This is a genomic window from Streptomyces sp. NPDC041068 (assembly GCF_040647455.1).
Taxonomy (GTDB): Bacteria; Actinomycetota; Actinomycetes; order Streptomycetales; family Streptomycetaceae; genus Streptomyces.
Map to the genome: position 1 here is coordinate 115,529 of NZ_JBEZCG010000004.1, position 23,635 is coordinate 139,163.

At 71.7% G+C, this 23,635-nt stretch carries 21 protein-coding genes; 14 read left to right on the forward strand and 7 right to left on the reverse strand.

Annotated features, from left to right (window positions below):
- A partial coding sequence (locus tag AB0B50_RS10460; protein ID WP_362328445.1) for a DEAD/DEAH box helicase occupies positions 1-2,237 on the reverse strand: 2,237 nt, incomplete at its 3' end.
- Between the two features lie 463 nt (positions 2,238-2,700).
- Between AB0B50_RS10460 and AB0B50_RS10465 the strand changes: the two genes are divergently transcribed.
- Entirely contained in the window at positions 2,701-3,438 is a 738-nt protein-coding gene (locus AB0B50_RS10465) for a ferritin-like fold-containing protein (RefSeq protein ID WP_362328447.1), read from the forward strand.
- A 98-nt stretch (positions 3,439-3,536) separates the two neighbouring features.
- Here the strand turns inward: AB0B50_RS10465 and AB0B50_RS10470 are convergent, their stop codons facing one another.
- The 4 genes from AB0B50_RS10470 to AB0B50_RS10485 all read right to left on the reverse strand — a co-directional run bounded on the left by AB0B50_RS10470 (position 3,537) and on the right by AB0B50_RS10485 (position 5,392).
- The gene (locus tag AB0B50_RS10470) at positions 3,537-3,806 is read right to left on the reverse strand and encodes a hypothetical protein (RefSeq protein WP_362328449.1); all 270 of its coding nucleotides are present in this window, start codon (positions 3,804-3,806) and stop codon (positions 3,537-3,539) included.
- A 172-nt stretch (positions 3,807-3,978) separates the two neighbouring features.
- Complete coding sequence (locus AB0B50_RS10475; protein WP_362328451.1) at positions 3,979-4,206, reverse strand: DUF3107 domain-containing protein; 228 nt, start codon at positions 4,204-4,206, stop codon at positions 3,979-3,981.
- A 139-nt stretch (positions 4,207-4,345) separates the two neighbouring features.
- Positions 4,346-4,987 (reverse strand): TetR/AcrR family transcriptional regulator, encoded by a 642-nt coding sequence (locus AB0B50_RS10480; protein WP_362328453.1) that lies wholly within the window; start codon positions 4,985-4,987, stop codon positions 4,346-4,348.
- 186 nt (positions 4,988-5,173) lie between these two features.
- Positions 5,174-5,392 (reverse strand): hypothetical protein, encoded by a 219-nt coding sequence (locus tag AB0B50_RS10485; RefSeq protein WP_362328455.1) that lies wholly within the window; start codon positions 5,390-5,392, stop codon positions 5,174-5,176.
- Positions 5,393-5,528: 136 nt separating this feature from the next.
- Here AB0B50_RS10485 and AB0B50_RS10490 point away from each other — a divergent pair, with 136 nt between their 5' ends.
- The 13 genes from AB0B50_RS10490 (at position 5,529) to moeZ (ending at position 20,320) form a co-directional block, all read left to right on the forward strand.
- Complete coding sequence (locus AB0B50_RS10490; protein ID WP_362328457.1) at positions 5,529-6,575, forward strand: alpha/beta hydrolase; 1,047 nt, start codon at positions 5,529-5,531, stop codon at positions 6,573-6,575.
- A gap of 8 nt (positions 6,576-6,583) precedes the next feature.
- Positions 6,584-7,963 carry a DUF3152 domain-containing protein gene (locus AB0B50_RS10495; RefSeq protein WP_362328459.1) on the forward strand — a complete coding sequence of 460 codons (1,380 nt, stop codon included), beginning with the start codon at positions 6,584-6,586 and terminating at the stop codon, positions 7,961-7,963.
- Between the two features lie 79 nt (positions 7,964-8,042).
- On the forward strand, positions 8,043-8,135 hold the full coding sequence (locus AB0B50_RS10500) for an Ms4533A family Cys-rich leader peptide (protein ID WP_362328461.1): 93 nt from the start codon (positions 8,043-8,045) through the stop codon (positions 8,133-8,135).
- Between the two features lie 138 nt (positions 8,136-8,273).
- On the forward strand, positions 8,274-9,998 hold the full coding sequence (locus tag AB0B50_RS10505) for an ABC transporter substrate-binding protein (protein WP_362328463.1): 1,725 nt from the start codon (positions 8,274-8,276) through the stop codon (positions 9,996-9,998).
- A complete protein-coding gene (locus tag AB0B50_RS10510) occupies positions 9,995-10,930 on the forward strand; it encodes an ABC transporter permease (RefSeq protein ID WP_362328465.1) in 936 nt (311 codons plus the stop codon). Before AB0B50_RS10505 ends, AB0B50_RS10510 begins: the two co-directional genes overlap by 4 nt.
- Positions 10,927-11,916: an ABC transporter permease gene (locus tag AB0B50_RS10515; protein ID WP_362328467.1), complete on the forward strand. Its 990-nt coding sequence runs from the start codon at positions 10,927-10,929 to the stop codon at positions 11,914-11,916. The genes AB0B50_RS10510 and AB0B50_RS10515 overlap by 4 nt, the downstream gene beginning before the upstream one ends.
- Positions 11,917-11,984: 68 nt before the next feature.
- Positions 11,985-13,604 carry an ABC transporter ATP-binding protein gene (locus AB0B50_RS10520; RefSeq protein ID WP_362328469.1) on the forward strand — a complete coding sequence of 540 codons (1,620 nt, stop codon included), beginning with the start codon at positions 11,985-11,987 and terminating at the stop codon, positions 13,602-13,604.
- A gap of 201 nt (positions 13,605-13,805) precedes the next feature.
- Positions 13,806-15,668 (forward strand): glycosyltransferase, encoded by a 1,863-nt coding sequence (locus AB0B50_RS10525; RefSeq protein WP_362328471.1) that lies wholly within the window; start codon positions 13,806-13,808, stop codon positions 15,666-15,668.
- 222 nt (positions 15,669-15,890) lie between these two features.
- Positions 15,891-16,052 (forward strand): hypothetical protein, encoded by a 162-nt coding sequence (locus AB0B50_RS10530; RefSeq protein ID WP_362328473.1) that lies wholly within the window; start codon positions 15,891-15,893, stop codon positions 16,050-16,052.
- On the forward strand, positions 16,049-17,236 hold the full coding sequence (locus tag AB0B50_RS10535; RefSeq protein ID WP_362328475.1) for a hypothetical protein: 1,188 nt from the start codon (positions 16,049-16,051) through the stop codon (positions 17,234-17,236). The genes AB0B50_RS10530 and AB0B50_RS10535 overlap by 4 nt, the downstream gene beginning before the upstream one ends.
- Before the next feature lie 151 nt (positions 17,237-17,387).
- Positions 17,388-18,341, forward strand: a complete 954-nt coding sequence (locus tag AB0B50_RS10540; protein ID WP_362328477.1) for an NAD-dependent epimerase/dehydratase family protein — start codon at positions 17,388-17,390, stop codon at positions 18,339-18,341.
- The gene (locus AB0B50_RS10545; RefSeq protein ID WP_362328479.1) at positions 18,329-19,078 is read left to right on the forward strand and encodes a spherulation-specific family 4 protein; all 750 of its coding nucleotides are present in this window, start codon (positions 18,329-18,331) and stop codon (positions 19,076-19,078) included. The genes AB0B50_RS10540 and AB0B50_RS10545 overlap by 13 nt, the downstream gene beginning before the upstream one ends.
- A 63-nt stretch (positions 19,079-19,141) precedes the next feature.
- On the forward strand, positions 19,142-20,320 hold the full coding sequence (moeZ, locus tag AB0B50_RS10550; RefSeq protein WP_362328480.1) for an adenylyltransferase/sulfurtransferase MoeZ: 1,179 nt from the start codon (positions 19,142-19,144) through the stop codon (positions 20,318-20,320).
- 45 nt (positions 20,321-20,365) lie between these two features.
- Here moeZ and AB0B50_RS10555 read toward each other — a convergent pair whose 3' ends face one another.
- Both AB0B50_RS10555 and AB0B50_RS10560 read right to left on the reverse strand, forming a co-directional pair.
- Entirely contained in the window at positions 20,366-21,892 is a 1,527-nt protein-coding gene (locus tag AB0B50_RS10555) for an alpha/beta hydrolase (protein WP_362328482.1), read from the reverse strand.
- Between the two features lie 173 nt (positions 21,893-22,065).
- Positions 22,066-23,628: an alpha/beta hydrolase gene (locus tag AB0B50_RS10560; RefSeq protein WP_362328484.1), complete on the reverse strand. Its 1,563-nt coding sequence runs from the start codon at positions 23,626-23,628 to the stop codon at positions 22,066-22,068.
- Between the last annotated feature and the right edge of the window lie 7 nt (positions 23,629-23,635).

Sequence of the window (23,635 nt, forward strand, 5' to 3'; positions counted from 1 at the left end):
ACGGCCTTCGCCGCGGTCTTGCGGGTGCGGCGCTTGGGCTTCTCCGCCTCCGTCGCGTCAGGGACCGCCGCCTCGGCCACCGTCTCCGCCGTCTTGCGGGTACGGCGCTTCGGCTTCTCGGCCTCGGCCTCCGGGGCGACCGTCTCGACGGCCTTCGCCGCGGTCTTGCGGGTGCGGCGCTTGGGCTTCTCCGCCTCCGTCGCGTCAGGGACCGCCGCCTCGGCCACCGTCTCCGCCGTCTTGCGCGTACGGCGCTTCGGCTTCTCCGTCTCGGCCTCCGCGACCGCGGCGTCGGCCACGGCCTTGCGGGTGCGGCGCTTGGGCTTCTCCGTCTCGGCCGGGGCCTCGGCCTCCGGGGCGACGGCCTTCGCCGCCGTCTTGCGCGTACGGCGCTTGGGCTTCTCCGCGTCCGCGTCGGCCTCCGGGACGGCCGCCTCGGCCACCGTCTCGGCCGCCTTGCGCGTACGGCGCTTCGGCTTCTCGGGGGCCTCGACCGGCTCCGGGGTGCCCTCCGCCGTGGCGACGGCGGCTTCCGCGGCCTTGCGGGTGCGGCGGCGCGGCTTGGCGGCCGGGGCCTCGGCCTCGGTCTCCGCCACCGCGGTGACCTCGGGAGCGGCGGCCTCGGCCACCTTCTCGGCGGTCTTGCGGGTACGGGTGCGGCGCTTCGGCTTCTCCGCCGGGGCCTCGGCCTCGGCAGCGGCGGCCGGAGCGGCGGCAGGCGCGGGAGCCTCGGTCTCGACGACCGTGCCTTCGGCCGTGGCCAGGGCCTCCGACGCCGCTCCGCCACGGGTGCGACGGCGACGGCGCGGGGTGCGCGGCTCCGAAGCGGTGGTGGCCTCGGCCTCCGGAGCCACCGGAGCGGCGGCCTCGGTCGGGGCGACGGCGTTCGTCGCGGTGGCGTCCAGCGGGCTGCCGGCACGCGTACGACGGCGACGGCGCGGGGTGCGCGCGGGGCGCTCGCGCTCGGCGGGCGCGGAACCCGCGCGGCCCGAGCGGTCGCGGTCCTGCCCGCGTCCGCCGGAACGGCCACCGCGGCCGCGGCCACCGGTCTCGCCGAGGTCCTCGATCTCCTCCGCGCCCAGACCCGCACGGGTCCGCTCGGCGCGCGGCAGGACACCCTTGGTGCCCGCCGGGATGTCCAGGTCCTCGAAGAGGTGCGGCGAGCTGGAGTACGTCTCGACCGGGTCGTTGAAGCCCAGGTCGAGCGCCTTGTTGATCAGCTGCCAGCGCGGGATGTCGTCCCAGTCGACCAGCGTGATCGCCGTACCGGACGCGCCCGCGCGGCCGGTACGGCCGATGCGGTGCAGGTACGTCTTCTCGTCCTCGGGGGACTGGTAGTTGATGACGTGCGTGACGCCACCGACGTCGATGCCTCGCGCGGCGACGTCCGTGCAGACCAGCACGTCCACCTTGCCGTTGCGGAACGCGCGCAGCGCCTGCTCGCGGGCGCCCTGGCCGAGGTCGCCGTGCACGGCGCCCGAGGCGAAGCCACGGCGCTCCAGCTGCTCCGCGATGTCGGCGGCCGTCCGCTTCGTACGGCAGAAGATCATCGCGAGTCCGCGGCCCTCGGCCTGCAGGATGCGCGAGACCATCTCGGGCTTGTCCATGCTGTGGGCGCGGTACACGAACTGCTTCGTGTTCGCGACGGTCTGGCCCTCGTCGTCCGGCGCGGTGGCGCGGATGTGCGTCGGCTGCGACATGTAGCGACGCGCGAGGCCGATGACCGCGCCCGGCATGGTCGCCGAGAACAGCATCGTCTGGCGCTTCGCCGGAAGCATGTTGATGATCCGTTCGACGTCGGGCAGGAAGCCCAGGTCGAGCATCTCGTCGGCCTCGTCGAGGACCAGGCACTTGACGTGCTTGAGGTCGAGCTTGCGCTGGCCCGCGAGGTCGAGCAGCCGGCCCGGGGTGCCGACGACCACGTCGACGCCCTTCTTGAGGGCCTCGACCTGGGGTTCGTAGGCACGGCCGCCGTATATGGCGAGGACGCGGACGTTGCGCGCCTTGCCGGCGGTCAGGAGGTCGTTCGTCACCTGCTGGCAGAGCTCGCGCGTGGGAACGACGACGAGGGCCTGCGGCGCCTCGGTCAGCTGCTCGGGCTGCGCGCGGCCCGCCTCGACATCGGCGGGGACGGTGACGCGCTCGAGGATCGGGAGTCCGAAGCCGAGGGTCTTGCCGGTGCCGGTCTTGGCCTGGCCGATGACGTCCGTGCCGGAAAGGGCGACGGGGAGCGTCATCTCCTGGATGGGGAAGGGGTTGATGATGCCGACGGCCTCAAGGGCCTCGGCCGTCTCGGAAAGGATTCCGAGCTCTCGGAAAGTCGTAGTCAGGGCAGTGCCTCTTCTGTGAGACGCGGTGCGAGGCGAACGCTGGGGGTCGTGACCGTGCCGGTACCGCCGGCCGCTTGTGGGGCGGGCCGGGGGCGCGGGACCACTGCCGGCGCTCGAGCGCTCGTACCGCTGAGGTTCCCTCCTCATGCCGTGCGCACCTGTGCGCACCGCCTGGAGGGCTGTCGGGTCGGAGCCGATCGGGCCACCGACCGGGCATCCTCATTCGTACGGCCCGTCGAATATTCGGCGGGCGCATTACCACTGTACCCCGGAATCTCGCATGCGTGTCCGGCGAATTCGTCACATGGTCGTCGTCACAGTGACTGACCAGGGACTTACGCCTTACGGCAGGCGGGCTATTGTGCGCTTCATGGAGACGCCTGACACTGCCGCTGAATCCGCCCCCGAGCCCACCGGAGTCGCCGCCCAGGACTGGGCGAAAGCTTCCGCCGAGCCCCACTACCGCGCCGCGGTCGTTGACCTTCTCGGGGCGCTCGCCTACGGGGAGCTCGCGGCGTTCGAGCGGCTCGCGGAGGACGCGAAGCTGGCGCCGACGCTCGGTGACAAGGCGGAGCTGGCGAAGATGGCGTCGGCGGAGTTCCACCACTTCGAGCAGCTGCGGGACCGGCTCTCGGCGATCGGGGCGGACCCGACCGAGGCCATGGAGCCGTTCGTCGCCGCGCTGGACGGCTTCCACCGCCAGACCGCGCCGTCCGACTGGCTGGAGGGCCTGGTCAAGGCGTACGTGGGCGACTCGATCGCCAGTGACTTCTACCGGGAGGTCGCGGCCAGGCTCGACGCCGATACGCGCGAGCTCGTGCTCGGCGTCCTCGACGACACGGGGCACGCCAGCTTCGCCGTGGAGAAGGTGCGGGCCGCGATCGAGGCGGACCCGCGTGTGGGCGGGCGGCTCGCGCTGTGGGCCCGGCGGCTGATGGGCGAGGCGCTTTCGCAGTCGCAGCGGGTGGTCGCCGACCGGGACGCGTTGTCGACCATGCTGGTCGGGGGCGTGGCCGACGGGTTCGACCTCGCGGAGGTCGGGCGGATGTTCTCGCGGATCACCGAGGCGCACACGAAGCGGATGGCTGCGCTTGGCCTGGCGGCGTAAGCGGATTTTGTGACGGTGCTCTGTCGGGTGCGGGTTGTCCTGGGCTTGTCGCGCAGTTCCCCGCGCCCCTGACGGGGCGCTTCTCTGCGGGGCGGCTCCTACGCCGTCGCCGAGTGGCGCAGTCTGCCGCGGGTCGGGCGGATCAGGAGGGACAGGAGCGCCGCCGAGACCGCTACCGCTCCTGCGAGGGTGGCCGGGGTGTGGCCCGGGCCCAGGGTCATGTGGGTGATGAAGGCGCCGATCAGGGCGCCCGCGGGCCCCGTCGACAGGACCAGGCTGCGGGCGGGCAGGCGGTGGCCCAGACGGTGTGCGGCGGCCCATGCCAGTGCGAGGCCGAGCAGTGTGGCGCCGAGTGCTTCCAGAATCACGGTGGTGCCCTCCCTCGCGGCCAGGTGCAAATCGGTCGTAGCCGGTCTACCCCGGGCGGTCGGAACGCAACCCTCCATGATCGGCCGACCGCGGCCGCACCTCGTACAACACACAGGAACGGCCCGGTGGTTGAGAACCACCGGGCCGTTCCGACAAGATCCACCAAGTGCCCTACAGGGCGCTGAAGCCCACCTTGCGCGCGGTCGGCTCGCCCAGCTCCACATACGCGAGGCGCTCGGCCGGAACCAGGACCTTGCGGCCGTGGTCGTCGACCAGGCTCAGCAGCGGTGCCTTGCCGGACAGGGCCTCGGACACGGCGCGCTCGACTTCCTCGGCGCTCTGGCCGCTCTCCAGCACGATCTCGCGGGGCGCGTGCTGCACGCCGATCTTGACCTCCACGGCTTTGTCCCTCCGACGGTCAGTCTGTGCGCGGCCGTCCGCGCCGTACCCAGCACACATTAGCCCGGTGAGGGGACGGGAAAGGCCGCGGCCGTGCACGCCGGTAGCGAACACCGGACGGGAACAAAAGCGCGAGGGCTCAGTGGCCTTCCGTGCCGTGCAGCGGGAAGCCCGCGATGCCGCGCCAGGCGAGCGACGTGAGGAGCTGCACCGCCTTCTCCCGCGGGACCGTGCTGCCGCTGGAGAGCCAGTACCGGGCGACGACCTGCGAGTACCCGCCGAGGCCGACGGCGAGGAGCATCGCCTCGTCCTTGGGCAGGCCGGTGTCCTCGGCGATGACCTCGCAGATCGCCTCCGCGCACTGGAGCGTGACGCGCTCCACGCGCTCGCGGACCGCGGGCTCGTTCGTCAGGTCGGACTCGAAGACCAGGCGGAAGGCGCCGCCCTCGTCCTCGACGTACGCGAAGTAGGCGTCCATCGTCGCGGCGACGCGGAGCTTGTTGTCGGAGGTGGACGCCAGTGCCGTACGGACCGACTGCAGCAGTGACTCGCAGTGCTGGTCGAGCAAGGCCAGGTAGAGGTCCAGCTTGCCCGGGAAGTGCTGGTACAGCACGGGCTTGCTGACGCCGGCGCGCTCGGCGATGTCGTCCATCGCCGCGGCGTGGTACCCCTGCGCGACGAACACTTCCTGGGCCGCTCCGAGGAGCTGGTTCCGGCGGGCACGGCGCGGCAGGCGTGTGCCCCGCGGGCGTGCCGCCTCTGTCTGCTCGATGGCTGTCACGCCGCCTCCCAAATCGTCCGATGTGCGGTGTGCGCCGCGTCGCCATCGTACTTTTCGGTAACAGTGATGTGCGCGGTGCGAGCGCAGAATTTCACGGACTGGACCGCCGCAGAAGGGCTCCGCTGCGGTGCGTAGCAGGGCAAATACCGTCAGGCCCAGGTCGGGGCCCCGCTTTCTCGCCGCCCCTCAGCGGTAGTCGTCCTCGTCGATGCTGACGACGCGGGCCTGCTCGGCGAGGTCGCCTTCGTCGGCGGCGCCCCGGTCGGCGTCCTTCAGGGAGTCGTCCCGGCTGGGGGTGAGGTCGGTGTGCTGCTCCGCGGAGTCCGCCTCCGGAGACTCGACGTCGGTCTCGGTCGCGGGCTCTTCCATCTCGAAGGTGTCGGGATCGGTCGGGTCGACGGTCATGTGTGGCTCTCTTCCCTTGCGGTTCGTGAGCAACTTCGAGCGTAGGAGACACCCGGACGAGGCGCTACGCGGTCCCGGGGCCATCTGTGACGGCGAACACGTGAACTACCGCGTGATCGTCTCGTAACATTGCCGCATGTCTTCGACCGAGCTGCCGAACCTGCTGGCCACCGCTGCCGCGCCCAAGCCGGGTGCCGTGGCGGTCGCGGAGGGGGAACGGCTCGACTCGGTCGGCCTGCCAGGACTCACGTTGAACGTGCGGTCCCGGCCCTCGACGCGGGCCGGCCTCGCCCCCGCGCTGTTCGTGCACGGGCTCGGCGGGTCCTCGCAGAACTGGTCTGCGCTGATGCCGCTCCTGGCGGGCGTCGTCGACTGCGAGGCCGTCGACCTGCCCGGCTTCGGGGACTCCCCGCCACCGGACGACGGCGACTACTCCGTCACCGGGCACGCCCGCGCGGTCATCCGTTACCTCGACGCCCGCGCCCGCGGCCCCGTCCACCTCTTCGGGAACTCGCTGGGCGGCGCCGTCACCACACGCGTCGCGGCGGTCCGCCCCGACCTCGTGCGTACGTTGACGCTGGTCTCGCCCGCGCTGCCCGAGCTGCGGGTGCAGCGCACGGCGATGCCGACCGGGCTGCTCGCGGTGCCGGGCGTCGCCGGTCTCTTCACTCGTCTGACCAAGGAGTGGACGGCCGAGCAGCGGGTGCGCGGCGTCATGGGGCTCTGTTACGGCGACCCGGGCAGGGTGACGCCGGAAGGATTCAGCGCCGCGGTGCGGGAGATGGAGCGCAGGCTCCAACTCCCTTATTTCTGGGACGCGATGGCCCGCTCGGCGCGCGGCATCGTGAACGCGTACACGCTGGGCGGCCAGCACGGTCTGTGGCGGCAGGCCGAGCGGGTGCTCGCGCCGACCCTGCTCGTCTACGGCGGGCGCGATCTGCTCGTCTCGTACCGCATGGCGCGCAAGGCGGCCGCCGCGTTCCGTGAATCGCGGCTCCTTACGCTGCCCGATGCGGGGCATGTGGCGATGATGGAGTATCCGGAGACCGTGGCCACCGCATTTCGTGAACTGCTCGTCGACACGGGTGAGTTGAGCGGCTCCAGGGTGAGTGCTTCCGAGGAGGGGGCCTCCAAGGAGGGCGCCTCCGAAGAGAGTGCCTCGCGCGCGGGTTCGGGGAGCTGAGGCGGGGCGTGGGACGTCACAGCCGCCGCGGTCCGGCAGACACGACTGACAACACCAGCACCTCGGGCATACCGCTTTCGCATGGCGTGGGCCCTCAGCCCGGTCCCGGCACGGGGCGCCGCAGGCGCGCCCCTGAGGCGGACGGGACTCCTGCGCATGGGACTCCTGCGCATGGCACCCCCGCGCACGGCACCCCCGCGCACGGCGTGCCGCGTCCCCCGACTCCGCCCCACGGGGTGCCTCACGTCCGCGGCGGGCACCCCGAGCAGCGGGAGCCCGGCGGTGGCTGGGGTGATGTCACCGGTACCGGCGGCGGTCCTCGTGTCGGGGTGGGGCCCGGCGCCCCCGGGGCCCGCGTTCCCGGTCCCCGCAAGGACTACATGGCGGCCTTCCCCGACGAGGCGCAGCCGCAGGCCCGCCCCGGCGACCCGTACGCTTCCGTCACCGACTGGGACGACGCCGCCGAGCTCGAACTCGACGCCAGGAGCGGTGACTTCTTCGACGGCGGCGACGGGCCCCCGGTGGACGGCGACGGTGACGGCGGCGGCAAGAAGGGCGGCAAGGGCCGCGCCTTCACCGGTATCGCGGCCGCCGCGGTGACCACCGTGCTCGCGGTCGTCGTGGCCGGACAGGTCGCCGACGGGCCGCAGGGCTCGGACACCGGGGCCAAGGCCGCCCCCGGTGGCGGCGCGCGCGACACCGACGACCCCGCCTCGCGATCGGACCGCCGCCCGACGCCCGCCGACGATCCCGAGCCGGCCGCGGTGACGTACGAGCACCAGATGGGCAAAAGATTCCCGCTGGACGCGAAACTCAAGGCGTCCGGCGACTTCGAGGCGATATCCGGATTCGACAAGGCGCCCGGCAAGGGGCGGAAGTTCCGCTATCGCGTCGACGTGGAGAAGGGGCTCGGCCTGGACGGCGGGCTCTTCGCCCAGGCCGTGCAGAAGACCCTGAACGACGACCGGAGTTGGGCCCACGGAGGAGCCCGGACTTTCGAGCGGATATCCTCCGGCCACCCCGATTTCGTCATTACGCTCGCGAGTCCGGGAACGACCGCGACATGGTGTGCGAAATCCGGTCTCGACACGACCCAGGACAACGTCAGTTGCGATTCCGCGGCGACGGAACGCGTGATGATCAATGCCTATCGGTGGGCACAGGGCGCGAAGACCTACGGCGATGCCGTCAAGAAGGAGTTCGGCAACGCCATCCACCCGTACCGCCAGATGTTGATCAACCATGAGGTCGGGCACCGGCTCGGCTTCAACCACACGGACTGCCAGAAGGACGGGGACCTCGCGCCCGTCATGCAGCAGCAGACCAAGTTCCTTGATCACGACGGGATCAAGTGCAAGGCCAACCCCTGGGTCTTCCCCAAGAGTTGAGCACGAGGTGGGGCGGCGGCCGACGGACGCCGTGGACGCCGCTTTGACATCCGTCGGAAGTTCGTTCATATTTCTCCGCATGTCGAACCGTCACGCCCCTACGAGCGCCGCCATTGAGCTGGCGCTGTTCGGCGTGACCGCGCTCTGCGTGGCCGACATCCACTGTTGCTGACGCCCGCCCCGGCGAGTGCGTCGCTTTTCTCAGGCTCCTGGCTGCTTTCCGCATCCTCATGCCGTTTTCTCCCACGCCTTTCCCGGGGTGAGCCCTGTCGCTCCCTTTTTCACCCAACCCCCGAGAGGTCCCTTTCCGATGCGTCGATCGTCCGTCATAGCCCGCCGCGTGGCAGCGGCATCCGTCAGCCTGGTCCTGGCCTCGGGCGCCGCCGCCTGCGCGGGCCCGAAGGACAACGACGCCAGGAGCGGTGACGGCGGCAAGCCGGCCAAGGGCGGCACGCTCACCGTCCTCAACCGCGACCCGCAGACCGACTTCGACCCGGCGCGGCTCTACACCTCCGGCGGCGGCAACGTGCCGAGCCTGGTCTTCCGTACGCTGACCACCCGCAACCGCGAGGACGGCGCCAAGGGCACGGAGGTCGTCCCCGACCTCGCCGCGGGTCTGGGCAAGCCGAGCAAGAACGCCACCGTGTGGACGTACACCCTGAAGAAGGGGCTCAAGTACGAGGACGGCTCGCCGATCACGACCGCCGACATCAAGTACGGCATCGAGCGGTCCTTCGCGGCCGAACTGTCCGGTGGCGCACCCTTCTTGAGGGACTGGCTGATCGGGGGCGCCGACTACGAAGGGCCGTACAAGAGCAAGGGCGGCCTGAAGTCGGTCGAGACGCCGGACGAACGGACGATCGTCTTCCATCTGAACAAGCCCGTGGGCGATTTCGACTACGTGGCCACACAGACGTCGTTCGCGCCCGTGCCGAAGGCCAAGGACAAGGGCACCAAGTACGAGGAGCACCCGGTCTCCTCGGGCCCGTACAAGGTTGTCAAGAACGAGAACGACGGCGAGCGGCTGCGCCTGGAGCGCAACCCGCACTGGTCCGCCGAGAACGACCCGGAGCGCAAGGCCTACCCGGACTCCATCGACGTGCGCTCCGGGCTCGACTCGTCCGTCATCAACCAGCGGCTCTCCGCGGGCCAGGGCGCGGACGCCGCCGCCGTCACCACCGACACCAACCTCGGCCCCGCCGAACTCGCCAAGGTCACCGGCGACAAGGAGCTGGCCTCGCACGTCGGCACCGGGCACTTCGGGTACACCAATTACCTCGCCTTCAACCCGAAGGTGAAGCCCTTCGACGACCCGAAGGTGCGGCAGGCCATCTCGTACGCCGTGGACCGCTCCTCGGTGATCAACGCCGCCGGCGGCTCCGCGCTCGCCGAGCCCGCCACCACCTTCCTGCCCAACCAGAAGTCCTTCGGCCACACGAAGTACGACCACTTCCCCGCGGGCACCTCCGGCAACCCGCAGAAGGCCAAGGAGCTGCTGAAGGAGGCCGGTCACAAGGACGGGCTCACCATCACGCTCACGCACTCCAACGCCAAGGACTTCGAGACCAGCCCCGAGATCGCGACCGCCGTCCAGGACGCGCTCAAGAAGGCCGGCATCACCGTCAAGCTCCAGGGCCTGGAGGAGAACGACTACTCGGACAAGGTGCACAGCGCCAAGGACGAGCCCGGCCTCTTCCTCGGCCACTGGGGCGCCGACTGGCCCTCCGGCGGCCCCTTCCTCGCCCCGATCTTCGACGGGCGGCAGATCGTGAAGGGCGGCGCCAACTTCAACTCCGGCTTCCTGAACGACAAGTCCGTCAACGACGAGATCGACGAGATCAACAAGCTGACCGACCTCAAGGCCGCCGCCGAGCGCTGGGGCGCCCTCGACAAGAAGATCGGCGAGAAGGCGCTGACCGTGCCGCTCTTCCACCCCGTCTACAAGCGCCTGTACGGCAAGGACGTCAAGAACGTCGTCATCAGCGACTGGACCGGTGTCCTCGACGTCTCGCAGGTCGCGGTGAAGTCGTCGTGACGTTCGGCTCGGTCTTCTGGGGGCGGCTGCGCGAGCAGCGCGCCGCCCTCGTCGCGGCGGGCGTCGTCGCGCTGCTCGTCCTCGTGGCGCTGGGGGCGCCGCTGCTCACCGCCGTCGAGGGGCAGGACCCCACCACGTACCACCCGGATCTCATCGACTCGGCGCGCGGCGGTGTGCCGATCGGCTCCTTCGGCGGGATCAGCGGCGAGCACTGGCTCGGCGTCGAGCCGCAGACCGGGCGCGACCTCTTCGCGCGCCTCGTGTACGGGGCGCGGGTCTCGCTCGGCGTCGCGCTCGCCGCGACCGTCGTGCAGGTGTTCATCGGTGTCGCGGTCGGCATCGCGGCCGGGCTCGGCAACCGCTGGGTGGACCAGGCGCTCAGCCGCGCCACCGATGTCATCGTGGCCCTGCCGCTGGTGGTCCTCGCGCTCGCGCTGATGGCGGTCGTGCCCGCCGGGTTCCCGCGGCCGGTGCTCGTCGCCCTGGTCATCGGGCTCGTCGCCTGGGGCAACGTGGCCAAGATCGTGCGTGCCCAGACGGTCACGCTCAAGGAGCTCGACTACGTCGCCGCCGCGCGGCTCAGCGGCTGGAGCACCCTGCGGATCGCCCGGCGCGAGCTGCTGCCCGCGCTCGCCGCGCCCGTCATCACGTACGCCGCGCTGCTCGTGCCCGTGAACATCACGGTCGAGGCCGCGCTGTCCTTCCTCGGCGTGGGCGTGAAGCCGCCGACCGCCTCGTGGGGACAGATGCTCACCGCCGCTGACGTCTGGTACCAGGCGGCGCCGCAGTACCTGCTGTTGCCCGCGGGCGCGCTGTTCGTGACCGTGTTCGCGCTCACCGTCCTCGGCGACGGCGTGCGTACGGCGCTCGATCCGCGGGCCGCGTCGCGGCTGCGGATCGGGACGGGGCGGAAGCGGGAGGCCCGCGCATGACCGGATTCCTCCTGCGGCGTGCCGTCGGTGCCGTCGTCACGCTCCTCGCCATCTCCGTGATCATTTACGTGGTGTTCTACGCGGCGCCGGGCAACGTCGCCCAGATCACCTGCGGTCCGCGCTGCTCGCCCGCCCAAGTCCAGCAGGTCGCCGAGCAGTTGCGGCTCGACGACCCGCTCTACGTCCGGTACTGGGACTTCCTGCAGGGCATCGTCGTCGGCCAGGACTACTCGACCGGCACGGGCACCGAGCACTGCGCCGCGCCCTGCCTCGGGATCTCCTACCAGAGCGACCAGCAGGTCACCGCGCTGATCGTGGCGAAGCTGCCGGTCACGGCGTCGCTGGCGCTCGGCGCGATGGTCATGTGGCTGATCCTCGGCGTCGGCACCGGCGTGCTCTCCGCCTGGCGGCGCGGCAGGCTCAGCGAGCGCGTGCTCACCGCCGTCACGCTCGTGGGCACCGCCACGCCGGTCTTCGTGATCGGTCTGCTGCTGATGATCGTGGTCTGCGGACAGCTTCAGTGGCTGCCCTTCCCGCAGTACGTCGACTTCGCGGACGATCCGACGCAGTGGGCGTGGAACCTGCTCCTGCCCTGGCTCTCGCTCGCGCTGATCGAGGCCGCCAAGTACGCGCGCCTGACCCGCTCCTCGATGCTGGAAACGCTTGCCGACGACCATGTGCGGACCTTCCGCGCGTACGGCGTGGGGGAGCGGTCGATCATCGGGAAGCACGCGCTGCGGGGCGCCGTCGCGCCCGTCATCGCGCTGACCGCCAATGACTTCGGGTCGATGTTCGGGGGCGCGGTGCTCAGCGAGACGCTGTTCGGTCTTCCCGGCATCGGGCGCGAGCTCGTGCACGCGGTCAAGGTCGTCGACCTGCCGGTGGTCGTCGGGATGGTCCTGGTCACCGGCTTCTTCGTGGTGCTCGCCAATGCCGTCGCGGACGTGCTGTACGCGGTGGCCGACCGACGGGTGGTCCTTACGTGAGTGACGTGAGTGATCTGAGTGGTGTGAACGGTGTGAGTGGTGTGAACGGTGTGAGTGGTGTGAGTGGTGTGAGTCTTGTCCAAGTCGCCGACCTGAGCGTGGAGTTCGGCTCCGGCGTCCGCGCCGTCGACGGGCTCTCCTTCACGCTGGAGGCGGGCGGCGCGCTCGCCCTCGTCGGCGAGTCGGGGTCCGGCAAGTCGACCGTGGCCTCCGCGCTGCTCGGGCTCCACCGGGGCACGGGCGCGCGCGTCGGCGGGTCGGTCCTGGTCGACGGCATCGACGTACAAGAGGCGTCCGACGCCGAACTGCGGCGGCTGCGCGGCGGGAAGGCGGCGATGGTCTTCCAGGACCCGCTGTCCTCCCTCGACCCCTACTACGCGGTGGGCGACCAGATCGCCGAGGTGTACCGCGTGCACACGGGGGCGTCGCGGCGGGCGGCACGCGCGCGTGCCGTGGAGGTGCTCGACCGGGTCGGCATCCCCGACGCCGCGCGCCGCGCCCGCTCGCGCCCGCACGAGTTCAGCGGCGGCATGCGTCAACGCACGCTCATCGCCATGGCGTTGGCCTGTGAGCCCGCGCTGCTGGTCGCCGACGAGCCGACCACCGCGCTCGACGTCACCGTCCAGGCCCAGATCCTCGACCTGCTGCACACGCTGCGGGACGAGTCCGGCATGGGGTTGCTCCTGGTCACGCACGACGTGGGCGTCGCCGCGGAGAGCGTCGACGAGGTCCTGGTCATGCGGGGCGGTCGCGCGGTGGAGCGCGGGGCGGTCCAGGAGGTGCTGGTGGCGCCCCGGCAGGCCTACACGCAGGAGCTGTTGAAGGCCGTGCCGCGGGTGGACGCGCCGCGGGACGCCTCCCGCGCGGGGGAGAGCGACGGCGGGGTCGAGGCCGAGGTCGTGCTCGAAGCCGTCGGGCTGCGGCGGGAGTTCGGCCGCGGCAAGCGCGCGGTCACCGCCGTCGACGACGTCTCGCTCACCGTCCGCCGCGGGGAGACCCTCGGCGTCGTGGGCGAGAGCGGCAGCGGAAAGACCACGCTCGGGCGCATGCTCGTGGGCCTGTTGGCGCCGACCGCAGGGCAACTCCGTCACGGGGGTGCGGAGAAGCCCGGCGGGCGCGTGGTGCCCGGGGTGCAGATGGTGTTCCAGGACCCCGTCGCCTCCCTCAACCCGCGGCGCTCCGTCGGCGAGTCCATCGCCGACCCGCTGCGCGCGCGGGGCGAGAGCGACACCTTCGTACGCGAGCGCGTCCGCGAGCTCCTGGAGCGCGTCGGACTCGAACCGGCGCACTACGACCGCTATCCGCACGAGTTCAGCGGCGGTCAGCGGCAGCGCGTCGGCATCGCGCGGGCGCTCGCCGCCGATCCGCGGCTCATCGTGTGCGACGAACCGGTGTCGGCGCTCGACGTGACGACCCAGGCCCAGGTGACCGCGCTGCTCGCCGAGTTGCAGCGGGAGCTGGGGCTCGCGCTGGTCTTCGTCGCGCACGACCTCGCGGTGGTGCGGCAGGTCAGCGACCGGGTCGCGGTGATGCGGAAGGGGCGGGTCGTCGAGTACGGAACCGTCGACGAGGTCTATGGATCACCGCGCGATCCGTACACGCGGCGGCTGCTCGCGGCCGTGCCCGCGCTCGATCCGGAGGCGGCGGCGCGGCGGCGGGCGGCCCGCAAGGAGCTGGCCGCAGCCTGACCCTCCGTAGCCAAATGGGGCTTCTGGGGCGCTATAGCGCGACGGAACGCTACCGGCGCGGGAAAGTTACGACCGTTCACCCCTTTTGGTGGCGCGATGGACAACCGTCCATCGCGCCACCGGCATGACCGCTTACGTTCGTCCCGCTGCGAGCCGCCGGTCCAACGGCGGCTCCCCAAACGGGAGATCGGGGGTGCGCTCGTGCGCGTCGGACTGCTTACGGAGGGTGGCTATCCGTATGTGAGCGGTGAGGCCCGGCTCTGGTGCGACCGGCTCGTGCGCGGGCTCGGGCAGCACGAGTTCGACGTCTACGCCCTCAGCCGCAGCGCGCGGCAGGAGGCGCGGGGCTGGGTCGAACTGCCGCCCCAGGTGACCCGGGTGCGCACGGCTCCGCTGTGGACCGTCGACGACGATGCGCTCTGCGGCGCCGGGCCCCGAGGCGGGCGCGGGCGGCGGGCGCGGCGGCGGTTCGCGGAGTGCTTCGGGGAGCTGGCGGACGTGGTGTGCCGGGGCGGTGACGCCTTCGGTTCAGTCCCGGGTTCCGGTGCGGGTGCGGGTTCAGGTGCGGGTTCCGGTTCGGGTGCGGGTTCCGGCGGCTCGGCGGCCGGTGCGCAGGCGGCTCGCGGCGCTGTGGCGGACCGTTTCGGCAGCGCGCTGTCCCGGTTCGGCGGCGCGCTGTACGGCCTCGCCGAACTCGCCCGCGACGAGGGCGGCCTTGTGGGCGCGCTGCGCTCCGAGTTCCCCGTCCGCGCACTGGAGCGCGCCTGCCGTGCGCCCGGCGCGCTGCGGGCCGCCCGCGGCGCGCGCGTGCCCGATCTGCTCGCCGTCGCGGGCCACATGGAGCGGGCGCTGCGGCCGCTCTCCCTCGACTGGTACGCGGAGGACGCGCTCGGCGCGGTCGACCTCTGCCACGCCACCGCCGGTGGCCCCGCGGCGCTGCCCGGACTGCTCGCCAAGTACTTCGCCGGGGTCCCGCTGCTCGTGACCGAGTACGGCGTGCAGCTGCGGGCGCACTACCTCGCCGCGGGCGACATGGACCTGAGTGCGCCGGCGCGTGCGCTGCTCGCCTCCTTCCACGGCCTCCTCGCCGCCGAGGTGTACGACAAGGCGACGGTCATCACCCCCGGCAACACCCACGCCAGGCGCTGGCAGGAGCGGTGCGGCGCCGACCGGGCCAAGCTGCGCACGGTCTACCCCGGCATGGAGTCGGGACGATTCTCGGAGATCGGCGAGGGGGGTTACGACGCCTTCGCCGCCGACCCCGACACGCTGCTGTGGGTCGGCCGCATCGAGCCCGCCAAGGACCTGATCTCGCTTCTCCACGCCTTCGCGGAGATCCGCAAGGAGGCGCCGAAGGCACGGCTGCGGATCGTCGGGGCGCCCGCCGAAGGGCCCGAGGCCGCGGCGTATCTCGCGCACTGCAGGGCGCTGGCCGCGCAGCTCTTCCCCGACGAGGCGGAGGGCGTCCACGCCGTCGGCGACAACCCCGTCTCCTTCGAGGAGATCGGCGGGCCCGAGGTGCCGGAACTCGCGGATGCGTACGCGTCCTGCGGTGTGGTGGTGCTCTCCAGTGTCGTCGAGGGCTTTCCGATCAGCCTGGTCGAGGCGATGTTCTGCGGCCGGGCGACCGTCTCGACGGACGTCGGCGCGGTGGTGGAGGTCATCGGCGGCACGGGACTCGTGGTGCCGCCGCGCAATCCGCGGGCGCTCGCGGAGGCGTGCGTGGCGCTGCTGCGCGATCCGGAGCGGTGCGAGCGGCTGGGGGCGGCGGCGCGGGCGCGGGCCCTCGAACTCTTCACCGTCGAGCAGAACGTCGAGGCATTTAGGGGCATTTACCTGGAGATCGTCTCGCACTGTCCGGTGCGGAGGGATGCGGTGGACGAGTCGGGCGAGCCGGTGCCGTTCGCGAATCCCGCGGAGGCGTATGTGCCGGGGCGGTGGGCGGTCGCGGTGGGACCCGCGTCCGGCGCGGCGGAAGGCGGCGGGGCGGTCCCCGGGGTGCCCAGCTGGGCGGTGCCTCAAGAGAGCGATGAGCAGGACGAGTTGAAGGGGGCGGCGGTATGAGACGACAGCAGGGTGCGGTGGGGACTGTGGGCGCCGTGGGCACGGTGGGTGCCGTGGACGCGCCGCGAGCTCCGGAGGGGGCCACCGGCTGGGACTCCCGTTCGGAGGAACTCCTGATGGAGGCGGCGCTGACGCCGGTGTCTGATCTGACGGTGCCCGATCTGCCGGGGTCTGACCTGTCGGTGCCTGATCTGCCGGGGTCTGATCTGCCGGGCCCGCGGGATGCCGGGGGCGAGGGCGACGGGGACAGCGGGTGGAATTGGCTCGGGGAGGGCGAAGGTCAAGGCCAAGAAGGCCAAGGGCAAGAGGGCCAAGGGCAAGAAGGGCAAGAAGGCCAAGGCCAAGAAGGTTACGGCCAAGTTCAAGGCGTTCCAGGGCGGTTGAGTCGTGGCGTCAGCGCGCGGCTGGCCCGTGCCCGGACCGACCGGGGCAAGGCCGCCCGGCGCGGGGCCGCCGACCCCGTCAAGGCCCTGATGCACCGCCACCGCGAACTCTGCGAGCGCGCCGTCGACCCGTTGGAGATCGCGGCGGGCCTCGAAGCGCACGGCGTGACCGACCGGACGGCCGCCCGCTTCCGGCACCGGGACGTGTTCGCCCTGGCCGAGGAGATGTACGCGCGCGTGCCTCGCGGCGACGACGACATAGGGACCACGGCCTTCGGTCGACCCAGTGACGTACGCGGACAAGATCTGCCCGAAGTGCCCGCCGGATGGGCCCTGTTCTCGCTGCTGCCCGGACTCGTGTGCGCGGCAGCCGTGGCCGGGCTCGCCCTCGGCACCGGAAGCACGCGCGTCGCGGTCGCGCTCGGCGGCGCACTCGCCGTGGCCGTGGCCCTGCGGATCGCCCTGCGGTACGGCCCGCTGCGCGCCCCCACCCACCCGACGTCGGCCACGCGCGCGTGGGTCTGCTGGCTCCTCGCGTACGCCCTGCTCGGCGACGGCCTGTTGAAGGGCGCCGTCGCGGGCGGCGCCGACGGGCCAGGCGGCCTCTGGGAACCGGCCGTCGCCGCCGTCCTCGCGCTCGCCCTCGCCGTCGCGCCCGCGACCTGGTGCGCCCGCCTCTTCGCCGTACGGGCCAGGGGACGGCTCGGCGCCAGCCGTGGCCTCGACGAATTCGCCTCCTCTGTAAGGCCGTTGCTGCTCGGCGTGGTCGTGCTCTTCCTCGCGGTACTGGCGCCCCTGCTCGCGGTGTCGGACGCGCTGCTCGGAGCCTCGGGCGGCGGCTGGGGCGGCGGATCCGGCGGTGCCTCCGCGCTCGTCGGAGCCGGTGCGCTCGGCGCGCTGCTGCTGCTCGCGCGGCTCCTCGGCGTGTACGGCTTCACCCGGTCCCCGGCGCTGCTCCTCGGCGCCGCGGGCGCGGCCGAACTGGCCGCCCTCGCGCTCGTGTTCGTGGGCCGCCTGCCCGGCTGCGACGCGGTGGCCGCGCCCGTCGCCGCGGCCGTCGAGGCCTGGGGCCCCGGCGCCGTACCGGCCGCCGCGTGCGGCGCCGCGGCGCTCACCCTCCTGGTCCACGCGGCCAGGACCCTGACCCTGGCCTCGGCCCACGCGGGACCCGGCGAGTCGCCGTGAGCCGCGGGTCCGCAGACCGGCAAGACCACTCTCCCGCGGGGCCGACACCGCGGGCCTTACCCCGTGACCCACGGCAATACCTCTAAGGAGAACACCAGATGACCACCCGCAGCCGACTCCGCCTCCGAGCGGCCACCCCGGGAGGCGCCCGATGAGGGTGCTGCTGATCGGAGCCAACGGATACCTCGGCCGGTTCGTGGCCGACCGGCTGCTCGCCGACCCGGCGGTGCAGCTCACCGCGCTCGGCCGCGGCGACGACTCGGACGTGCGGTTCGACCTCGCCAGCGGCAGCCCCGGCGCGCTCACCCGCTTCCTCGACGCCGTGCACCCGGGCGTCGTCATCAACTGCGCGGGCGCCACGCGGGGCGGCGCCCGCGAGCTGACCCGGCACAACACCGTCGCCGTCGCCACCATCTGCGAGGCCCTGCGCCGCAGCGGCTGCGGAGCGCGGCTCGTGCAGCTGGGCTGCGGCGCCGAGTACGGGCCGAGCCAGCCGGGCTCCTCGACGGCCGAGGACGCCGTGCCGCGGCCCGGCGGGCCCTACGGCGTCAGCAAGCTGGCCGCCACCGAGCTGGTGCTCGGCTCCGGGCTCGACGCCGTGGTGCTGCGGGTCTTCTCGCCCGCGGGCCCCGGCACGCCCGCGGGATCGCCGCTCGGCCGGCTCGCCGAGGCCATGCGGCGCGCGATGCAGGCCGGCGACGGCGAACTCAAGCTCGGGGGACTCGGCGTGCAACGGGACTTCGTCGACGTACGCGATGTGGCGCGCGCCGTGCACGCCGCCTCGCTCTCGGCGGCCCAGGGCATCGTGAACATCGGCGCGGGCCGTGCCGTGCGGCTGCGGGACGCGGCCGCGGTCCTGGCCCGCGTCGCGGGGTACGGCGGCGCGCTGCACGAACTGGACCAGGTGCCCGTGCGGCCATCCATCGGCCACCCCCGCTCCGAATCAGACCACGGGGCCCCGGCCGCGTACCCCTACCCGGACGGCTGCGGCAGCTGGCAGCAGGCCGACGTGCGCACCGCCCGCGACCGACTCGGCTGGCGGCCCCGGATCAACCTCGAAGAGTCATTGGCCGATATCTGGATGGAGGCCGCATGCCGCATCTGACCAGGACCGCCAGGGGCGCCGCGAGCACCGACGTACGCATCGGCTTCGGCATTCCGGGCTTCGCCCACCCGCTCGTCGCCCCCGCCGAATGGTCCGAACTCACCCGCCCCGGCACCCCTTTGAAGTGGGTTGTCCTGAATGTCGCGAACGGCCCGGGTGAACGGCCCGACCCGCACTGCCTCGAAGCGGCGGGCCGCCTCCGCAACGCGGGCGTCCGTGTGCTGGGTCACCTCGACATGACGTACGGCGCGCGCTCCTTCGGCGAGCTGGTCTCGGACGCGCACCGCTACCTCGACTGGTACCAGGTCGACGGCTTCTCCCTTGACCGCTGCCCGACGGAGCGCGCCTCGCTCCCGGAGGTGCGCAGGACCGTCACGACCTTGCGCGCCCTGATCGACGACGCGCACATCGTGCTCGGGCACGGCACCCATCCGTACCCCGGATATGCCGAAACGGGCGACCAGTTGGTGACCTTCGCGGGCCCCTGGAGCGACTACCGCTGGTCGCAGGTGGCCGAGTGGACCGCCGACTATCCGCCCGAGCGCTTCTGCCACTTCGTGCACGGCATGCCGCGCGGGCATCTGGAGGAGGCGCTGCGCATCGCGCGCTGGCAGGGGGCCTCCACGATCTACTTCACGGACCGCGTGGACGGGGGCGGCCACGGCGACCCCTGGGAGTCCATGCCCGGTTACTGGGACGAAATCGTCTCGCGTATCGGAACAGGTGTCTCGGAATGAAGAAGGGCGTGGCAGTGTTACGGAAAGAACAACCGTACGTAGGAACCGACCAACGGAGTCCCCGTGTCGCTGCCACCCCTGGTCGAGCCCGCATCTGAGCTCACCGTCGACGAGGTCCGCAGGTACTCCCGCCACCTGATCATCCCGGATGTCGGGATGGACGGGCAGAAGCGGCTGAAGAACGCCAAGGTGCTCTGTGTGGGCGCCGGCGGCCTCGGGTCACCGGCGCTGATGTACCTGGCCGCGGCCGGTGTCGGCACCCTCGGCATCGTCGAGTTCGACGAGGTCGACGAGTCCAACCTGCAGCGCCAGATCATCCACAGCCAGGCGGACATCGGCCGCTCCAAGGCGGAGTCCGCGAAGGACTCGGTCCTCGGCATCAACCCGTACGTGAACGTGATCCTGCACGAAGAGCGGCTCGAGGCCGACAACGTGATGGACATCTTCAGCCAGTACGACCTGATCGTCGACGGCACGGACAACTTCGCGACCCGCTACCTGGTCAACGACGCGTGCGTGCTCCTCAACAAGCCGTACGTCTGGGGCTCGATCTACCGCTTCGACGGCCAGGCCTCCGTCTTCTGGAGCGAGCACGGCCCGTGCTACCGCTGCCTCTACCCGGAGCCCCCGCCGCCCGGCATGGTCCCGTCCTGCGCCGAGGGCGGCGTGCTCGGCGTGCTGTGCGCGTCGATCGGCTCCATCCAGGTCACCGAGGCGATCAAGGTCCTCACGGGCACGGGTGAGCCGCTGGTCGGCCGCCTGATGATCTACGACGCCCTGGAGATGCAGTACCGCCAGGTCAAGGTCCGCAAGGACCCCGACTGCGCGGTCTGCGGCGAGAACCCCACCGTCACCGAGCTCATCGATTACGAGGCCTTCTGCGGCGTCGTCTCCGAGGAGGCCCAGGAGGCGGCGGCCGGTTCGACGATCACTCCCAAGCAGCTCAAGGAGTGGATCGACGACGGCGAGAACATCGAGATCATCGACGTCCGCGAGATCAACGAGTACGAGATCGTCTCGATCCCCGGCGCCAAGCTGATCCCGAAGAACGAGTTCCTCATGGGCAACGCCCTCCAGGACCTCCCGCAGGACAAGAAGATCGTCCTGCACTGCAAGACGGGCGTCCGCAGTGCGGAGGTCCTCGCGGTGCTGAAGTCCGCGGGGTTCGCCGACGCGGTGCACGTGGGCGGCGGCGTGATCGGCTGGGTGAACCAGATCGAGCCCGACAAGCCGGTGTACTGACCTGCTGAAAAGGCCCCGCTCACCTTTGGTGAGCGGGGCCTTTTCTCATGAGCAGACCTTGCCGTCCTTCGGCACCTTGCCGTTCAGCAGGTAGTCGTCGATCGTGCCGTCGATGCACGCGCTGCCGTTGCCGTACGCCCCGTGGCCCTCGCCCTTCCAGGTCACGTGGACGCCGACGTCCTTGCCGAGCTCGTCCGCCATCCTGCGGGCGCCCTCGTACGGCGTCGCGGGGTCGCCCGTGTTGCCCACGACGAGGATCGGGGCGGCGCCCGGCGCGCTCACCTCGGGGGAGTCGTGCTGCCCGGCCACCGGCCAGTCGTGGCACCAGCCGGCCGTGTCCCAGCCCAGGAACCCGCCGAAGACCGGCGAGATCTCACGGAACCGGTCCAGGCGCTTCTTCGCCTCCTCCGGGGTCGACCGCCCCTTGGAGTCCAGGCAGGAGATGGCCCGCTGCGAGTGGCTCTGTGTGCTGTAGCGCCCGGAGGGGTCGCGTTCGTTGTAGGCGTCGGCGAGCTGGAGCAGCGACGATCCGTCGCCCTTCTCGGCGTCCTCAAGGGCGCGGGTGAGGACCGGCCAGGTCTGCTTGCTGTAGAGCGTGACCAGGATGCCCGTGCTCGCGAGGGACTCGGTCAGCTTCCTCTCGCCCGAGGCGCGCATCGGCTCGGCGTCCAGGCGCTTCAGCAGCTTCGCAACCTTCGCGGAGCCCTCCTCCGGGTCCTGGCCGCGGGACTTGAAGTAGTTGTCGAGGGCGCGCTGGAAGCCCCGCGCCTGGTTCTCCGCGTGGCCGATCGAGTCCGCGCTCGGGTCGACGACCGCGTCGAACATGAGGCGGCCGACGCGCCCCGGGAACAAGTGGGCGTACGTGCCGCCGAGTTCGGTGCCGTACGAGACGCCGAAGTAGTGCAGCTTGTCGTCGCCGAGGACTTGGCGAAGGAGGTCCAGGTCGCGGGCGGCGTCCACCGTCGAGATGTGCCCGATGAGCTTCTTCGAGCCCTTCGCGCAGCCCGCGCCGAAGTCCGCGGCGTCCTCGAAGTACGCCTTCTCCTCGGCCGGGGTGTCCGGGGTGAGGTCGACCTTCTGCTCGGCGGCCTGCGTCGCCTTGTCGTCACGGCAGCGCACGCCCTCGCTGCCCGCGACGCCGCGCGGGTCGAAGCTCACCAGGTCGTACCGCTCGCGGAGCTTGTCGTACGAGTCGGCGAAGGAGGGGAGCCCGGAGACGCCCGAGCCGCCGGGGCCGCCGAAGTTGAAGACGAGGGAGCCGATGCGGTCGCCCTTGCCGGTGCTCTTGGCGCGGATCAGGGCGACGCCGATCGTCTCGCCGTCCGGCTTCGTGTGGTCCAGCGGGACCTTCAGCGTCGAGCACTGCCAGTCGGCGCCCGGCGCGGGAGACCCCTCGGACGCCTTGCAGCGGCCCCAGTCCAGCTTCTGGGAGGCGAGGCCCTTGCCGGCGCCGTCCTTGCCGCCCTTGCCGTCCTCCCCGCCGTCGTCGGACGAGCCGCCGCAGCCTGCGGCGAGGCCCGCCACCAGAACTCCCGCGGCGGCCATGGCCGCGGACCGTACGAAACGCTGCATGGAGACGCTTCCCCCCTTGGAAGACAGTCAGGCCATAGTAGGCGGGACCACTGACAGCGACTTGGGCGGGTTTGGCGGGTCGGACGGGTTTGGTGTGCTCGGCCGCGGGCCCGTGCGGCGTGGTCGGCCGTGGGCCGGTGCGGCGTGGTCGGCCGTGGGCCCGTGCGGCGTGATCAGCCGCAGACCGTCCCCGCCTTCGGGACCGTCCCCTCCAGCAGGTAGTCGTCGACGTTCCGCCGCACGCACTTGTCCTTGCTGTCGTACGCCCCGTGCCCCTCGCCCTTGTACGTCAGCTCGACGCCGACGCCCTTGCCGAGCGCCTGCGCCATCTTGCGCGCGCCCTCGTACGGCGTGGCCGGGTCGCCGGTGTTGCCGATGACGAGGATCGGCGGCGCGCCATCGGCGCCGACGTCGGGGTGGTCGGCCTGGCCCTCGACGGCCCAGTCGGTGCAGCCGACCATGCCCCACGCCAGATAGTCGCCGAACAGCGGCGACACCTCGCGGAACTCGGGGAGCTTCTCCTCGACGTAGCGCGTGGTGTAACGCGCCTTGTCGTCCGCGCAGTTGATGGAGACGTTGGCGGCCTGGATGTTGCTGTACTCGCCGTCCTCGTTGCGCCCGTTCATCGAGTCGGAGAGCAGCATCAGGATCTTGCCGTCGCCGTCGTAGGCCTCTTCGAGGCCCTGGGTGAGGTACGGCCAGAAGTCCTTGGAGTACAGGGACTGCGCGATGCCGTTGGTGGCGGCGGTCTGGGTCAACTTCCGGGGCGGGAGGCCGGTGATCGGCTTCTCGTCGAGGTCCTTGAGCAGCTTCGCGATCCTGTCCTTGACGTCCCGCTCCGAGTCGCCGACCGGGCAGTCCTCCACCTTGGACGTGCAGTCCTTCGCGAAGTTGTCGAGCGCGCGCTGGAAGCCCTTGGCCTGGCCCAGGGAGCCCTGTTCGGCGGTCTGCGTGGGGTCGACGACCGCGTCGAAGACGGCCCGGCCCACCTTCTTGGGGAACAAGTGTGCGTAGACGCCGCCGAGTTCGGTGCCGTAGGAGATGCCGAAGTAGTGCAGCTTGTCGTCGCCGAGGACCTGGCGCATCAGGTCCATGTCGCGGGCCGCGTCGGTGGTGCGGACGTGCGGCAGCGTCTTGCCGGAGTTCTTCTCGCAGGCGCCGTTGAAGGCCTTCACGTTGTCGACGAGCTTCGTCTTCTCGGCGTCGTCGTCGGGCGTGGAGTCCTGCTGGAAGTACTCGTCCAGCTGTTCGTCGTCCTCGCACTTGATGCCCGCGCTGCGGCCGACGCCCCGCGGGTCGAAGCTCACCAGGTCGTAGCGGGTGCGCAGCTTGGCGTAGTCCTCTCCGAAGGCGGGCAGCGTGGTGATGCCCGAGCCGCCGGGGCCGCCGAAGTTGAAGACGAGGGAGCCGATGCGCTTGTCCTTGTCACCGCTCGCGGCCGCCTTGATGAGCGCGATGTCGATCGTGTCGCCCTTGGGCTTCGACCAGTCCAGGGGCGCCTTCATGGTGGCGCACTGCCACTCGGCGCCGCCGGGCAGCGGGGAGGGGGCGTCACCGCCTCCTTCGGCGGCGGACGGCGCCGGACAGTCCTCCCACGACAGCTTCTGGGCCGTCAGGTCCGCGTCTTCGGTGTCCTTGGTGTCGCTGCCGCCGCACGCGGCGAGGGAGGAGGCGAGCAGGACGGCGGTGGCGGCCGCGGCCGTGGCCGTGGCGCGCGACTGGGACTTTTTGGGCATGTGCCCA

Coding starts and splice junctions, on each gene's coding strand:
- AB0B50_RS10465 (WP_362328447.1), top strand. CDS start 2,701: ATGGAGACGCCTGACACTGCCGCTGAATCCGCCCCCGAGCCCACCGGA.
- AB0B50_RS10485 (WP_362328455.1), bottom strand. CDS start 5,392: ATGACCGTCGACCCGACCGATCCCGACACCTTCGAGATGGAAGAGCCC.
- AB0B50_RS10490 (WP_362328457.1), top strand. CDS start 5,529: ATGTCTTCGACCGAGCTGCCGAACCTGCTGGCCACCGCTGCCGCGCCC.
- AB0B50_RS10500 (WP_362328461.1), top strand. CDS start 8,043: ATGTCGAACCGTCACGCCCCTACGAGCGCCGCCATTGAGCTGGCGCTG.
- AB0B50_RS10505 (WP_362328463.1), top strand. CDS start 8,274: ATGCGTCGATCGTCCGTCATAGCCCGCCGCGTGGCAGCGGCATCCGTC.
- AB0B50_RS10515 (WP_362328467.1), top strand. CDS start 10,927: ATGACCGGATTCCTCCTGCGGCGTGCCGTCGGTGCCGTCGTCACGCTC.
- AB0B50_RS10530 (WP_362328473.1), top strand. CDS start 15,891: ATGCCGGGGGCGAGGGCGACGGGGACAGCGGGTGGAATTGGCTCGGGG.
- AB0B50_RS10540 (WP_362328477.1), top strand. CDS start 17,388: ATGAGGGTGCTGCTGATCGGAGCCAACGGATACCTCGGCCGGTTCGTG.
- AB0B50_RS10545 (WP_362328479.1), top strand. CDS start 18,329: ATGCCGCATCTGACCAGGACCGCCAGGGGCGCCGCGAGCACCGACGTA.
- AB0B50_RS10555 (WP_362328482.1), bottom strand. CDS start 21,892: ATGCAGCGTTTCGTACGGTCCGCGGCCATGGCCGCCGCGGGAGTTCTG.
- AB0B50_RS10560 (WP_362328484.1), bottom strand. CDS start 23,628: ATGCCCAAAAAGTCCCAGTCGCGCGCCACGGCCACGGCCGCGGCCGCC.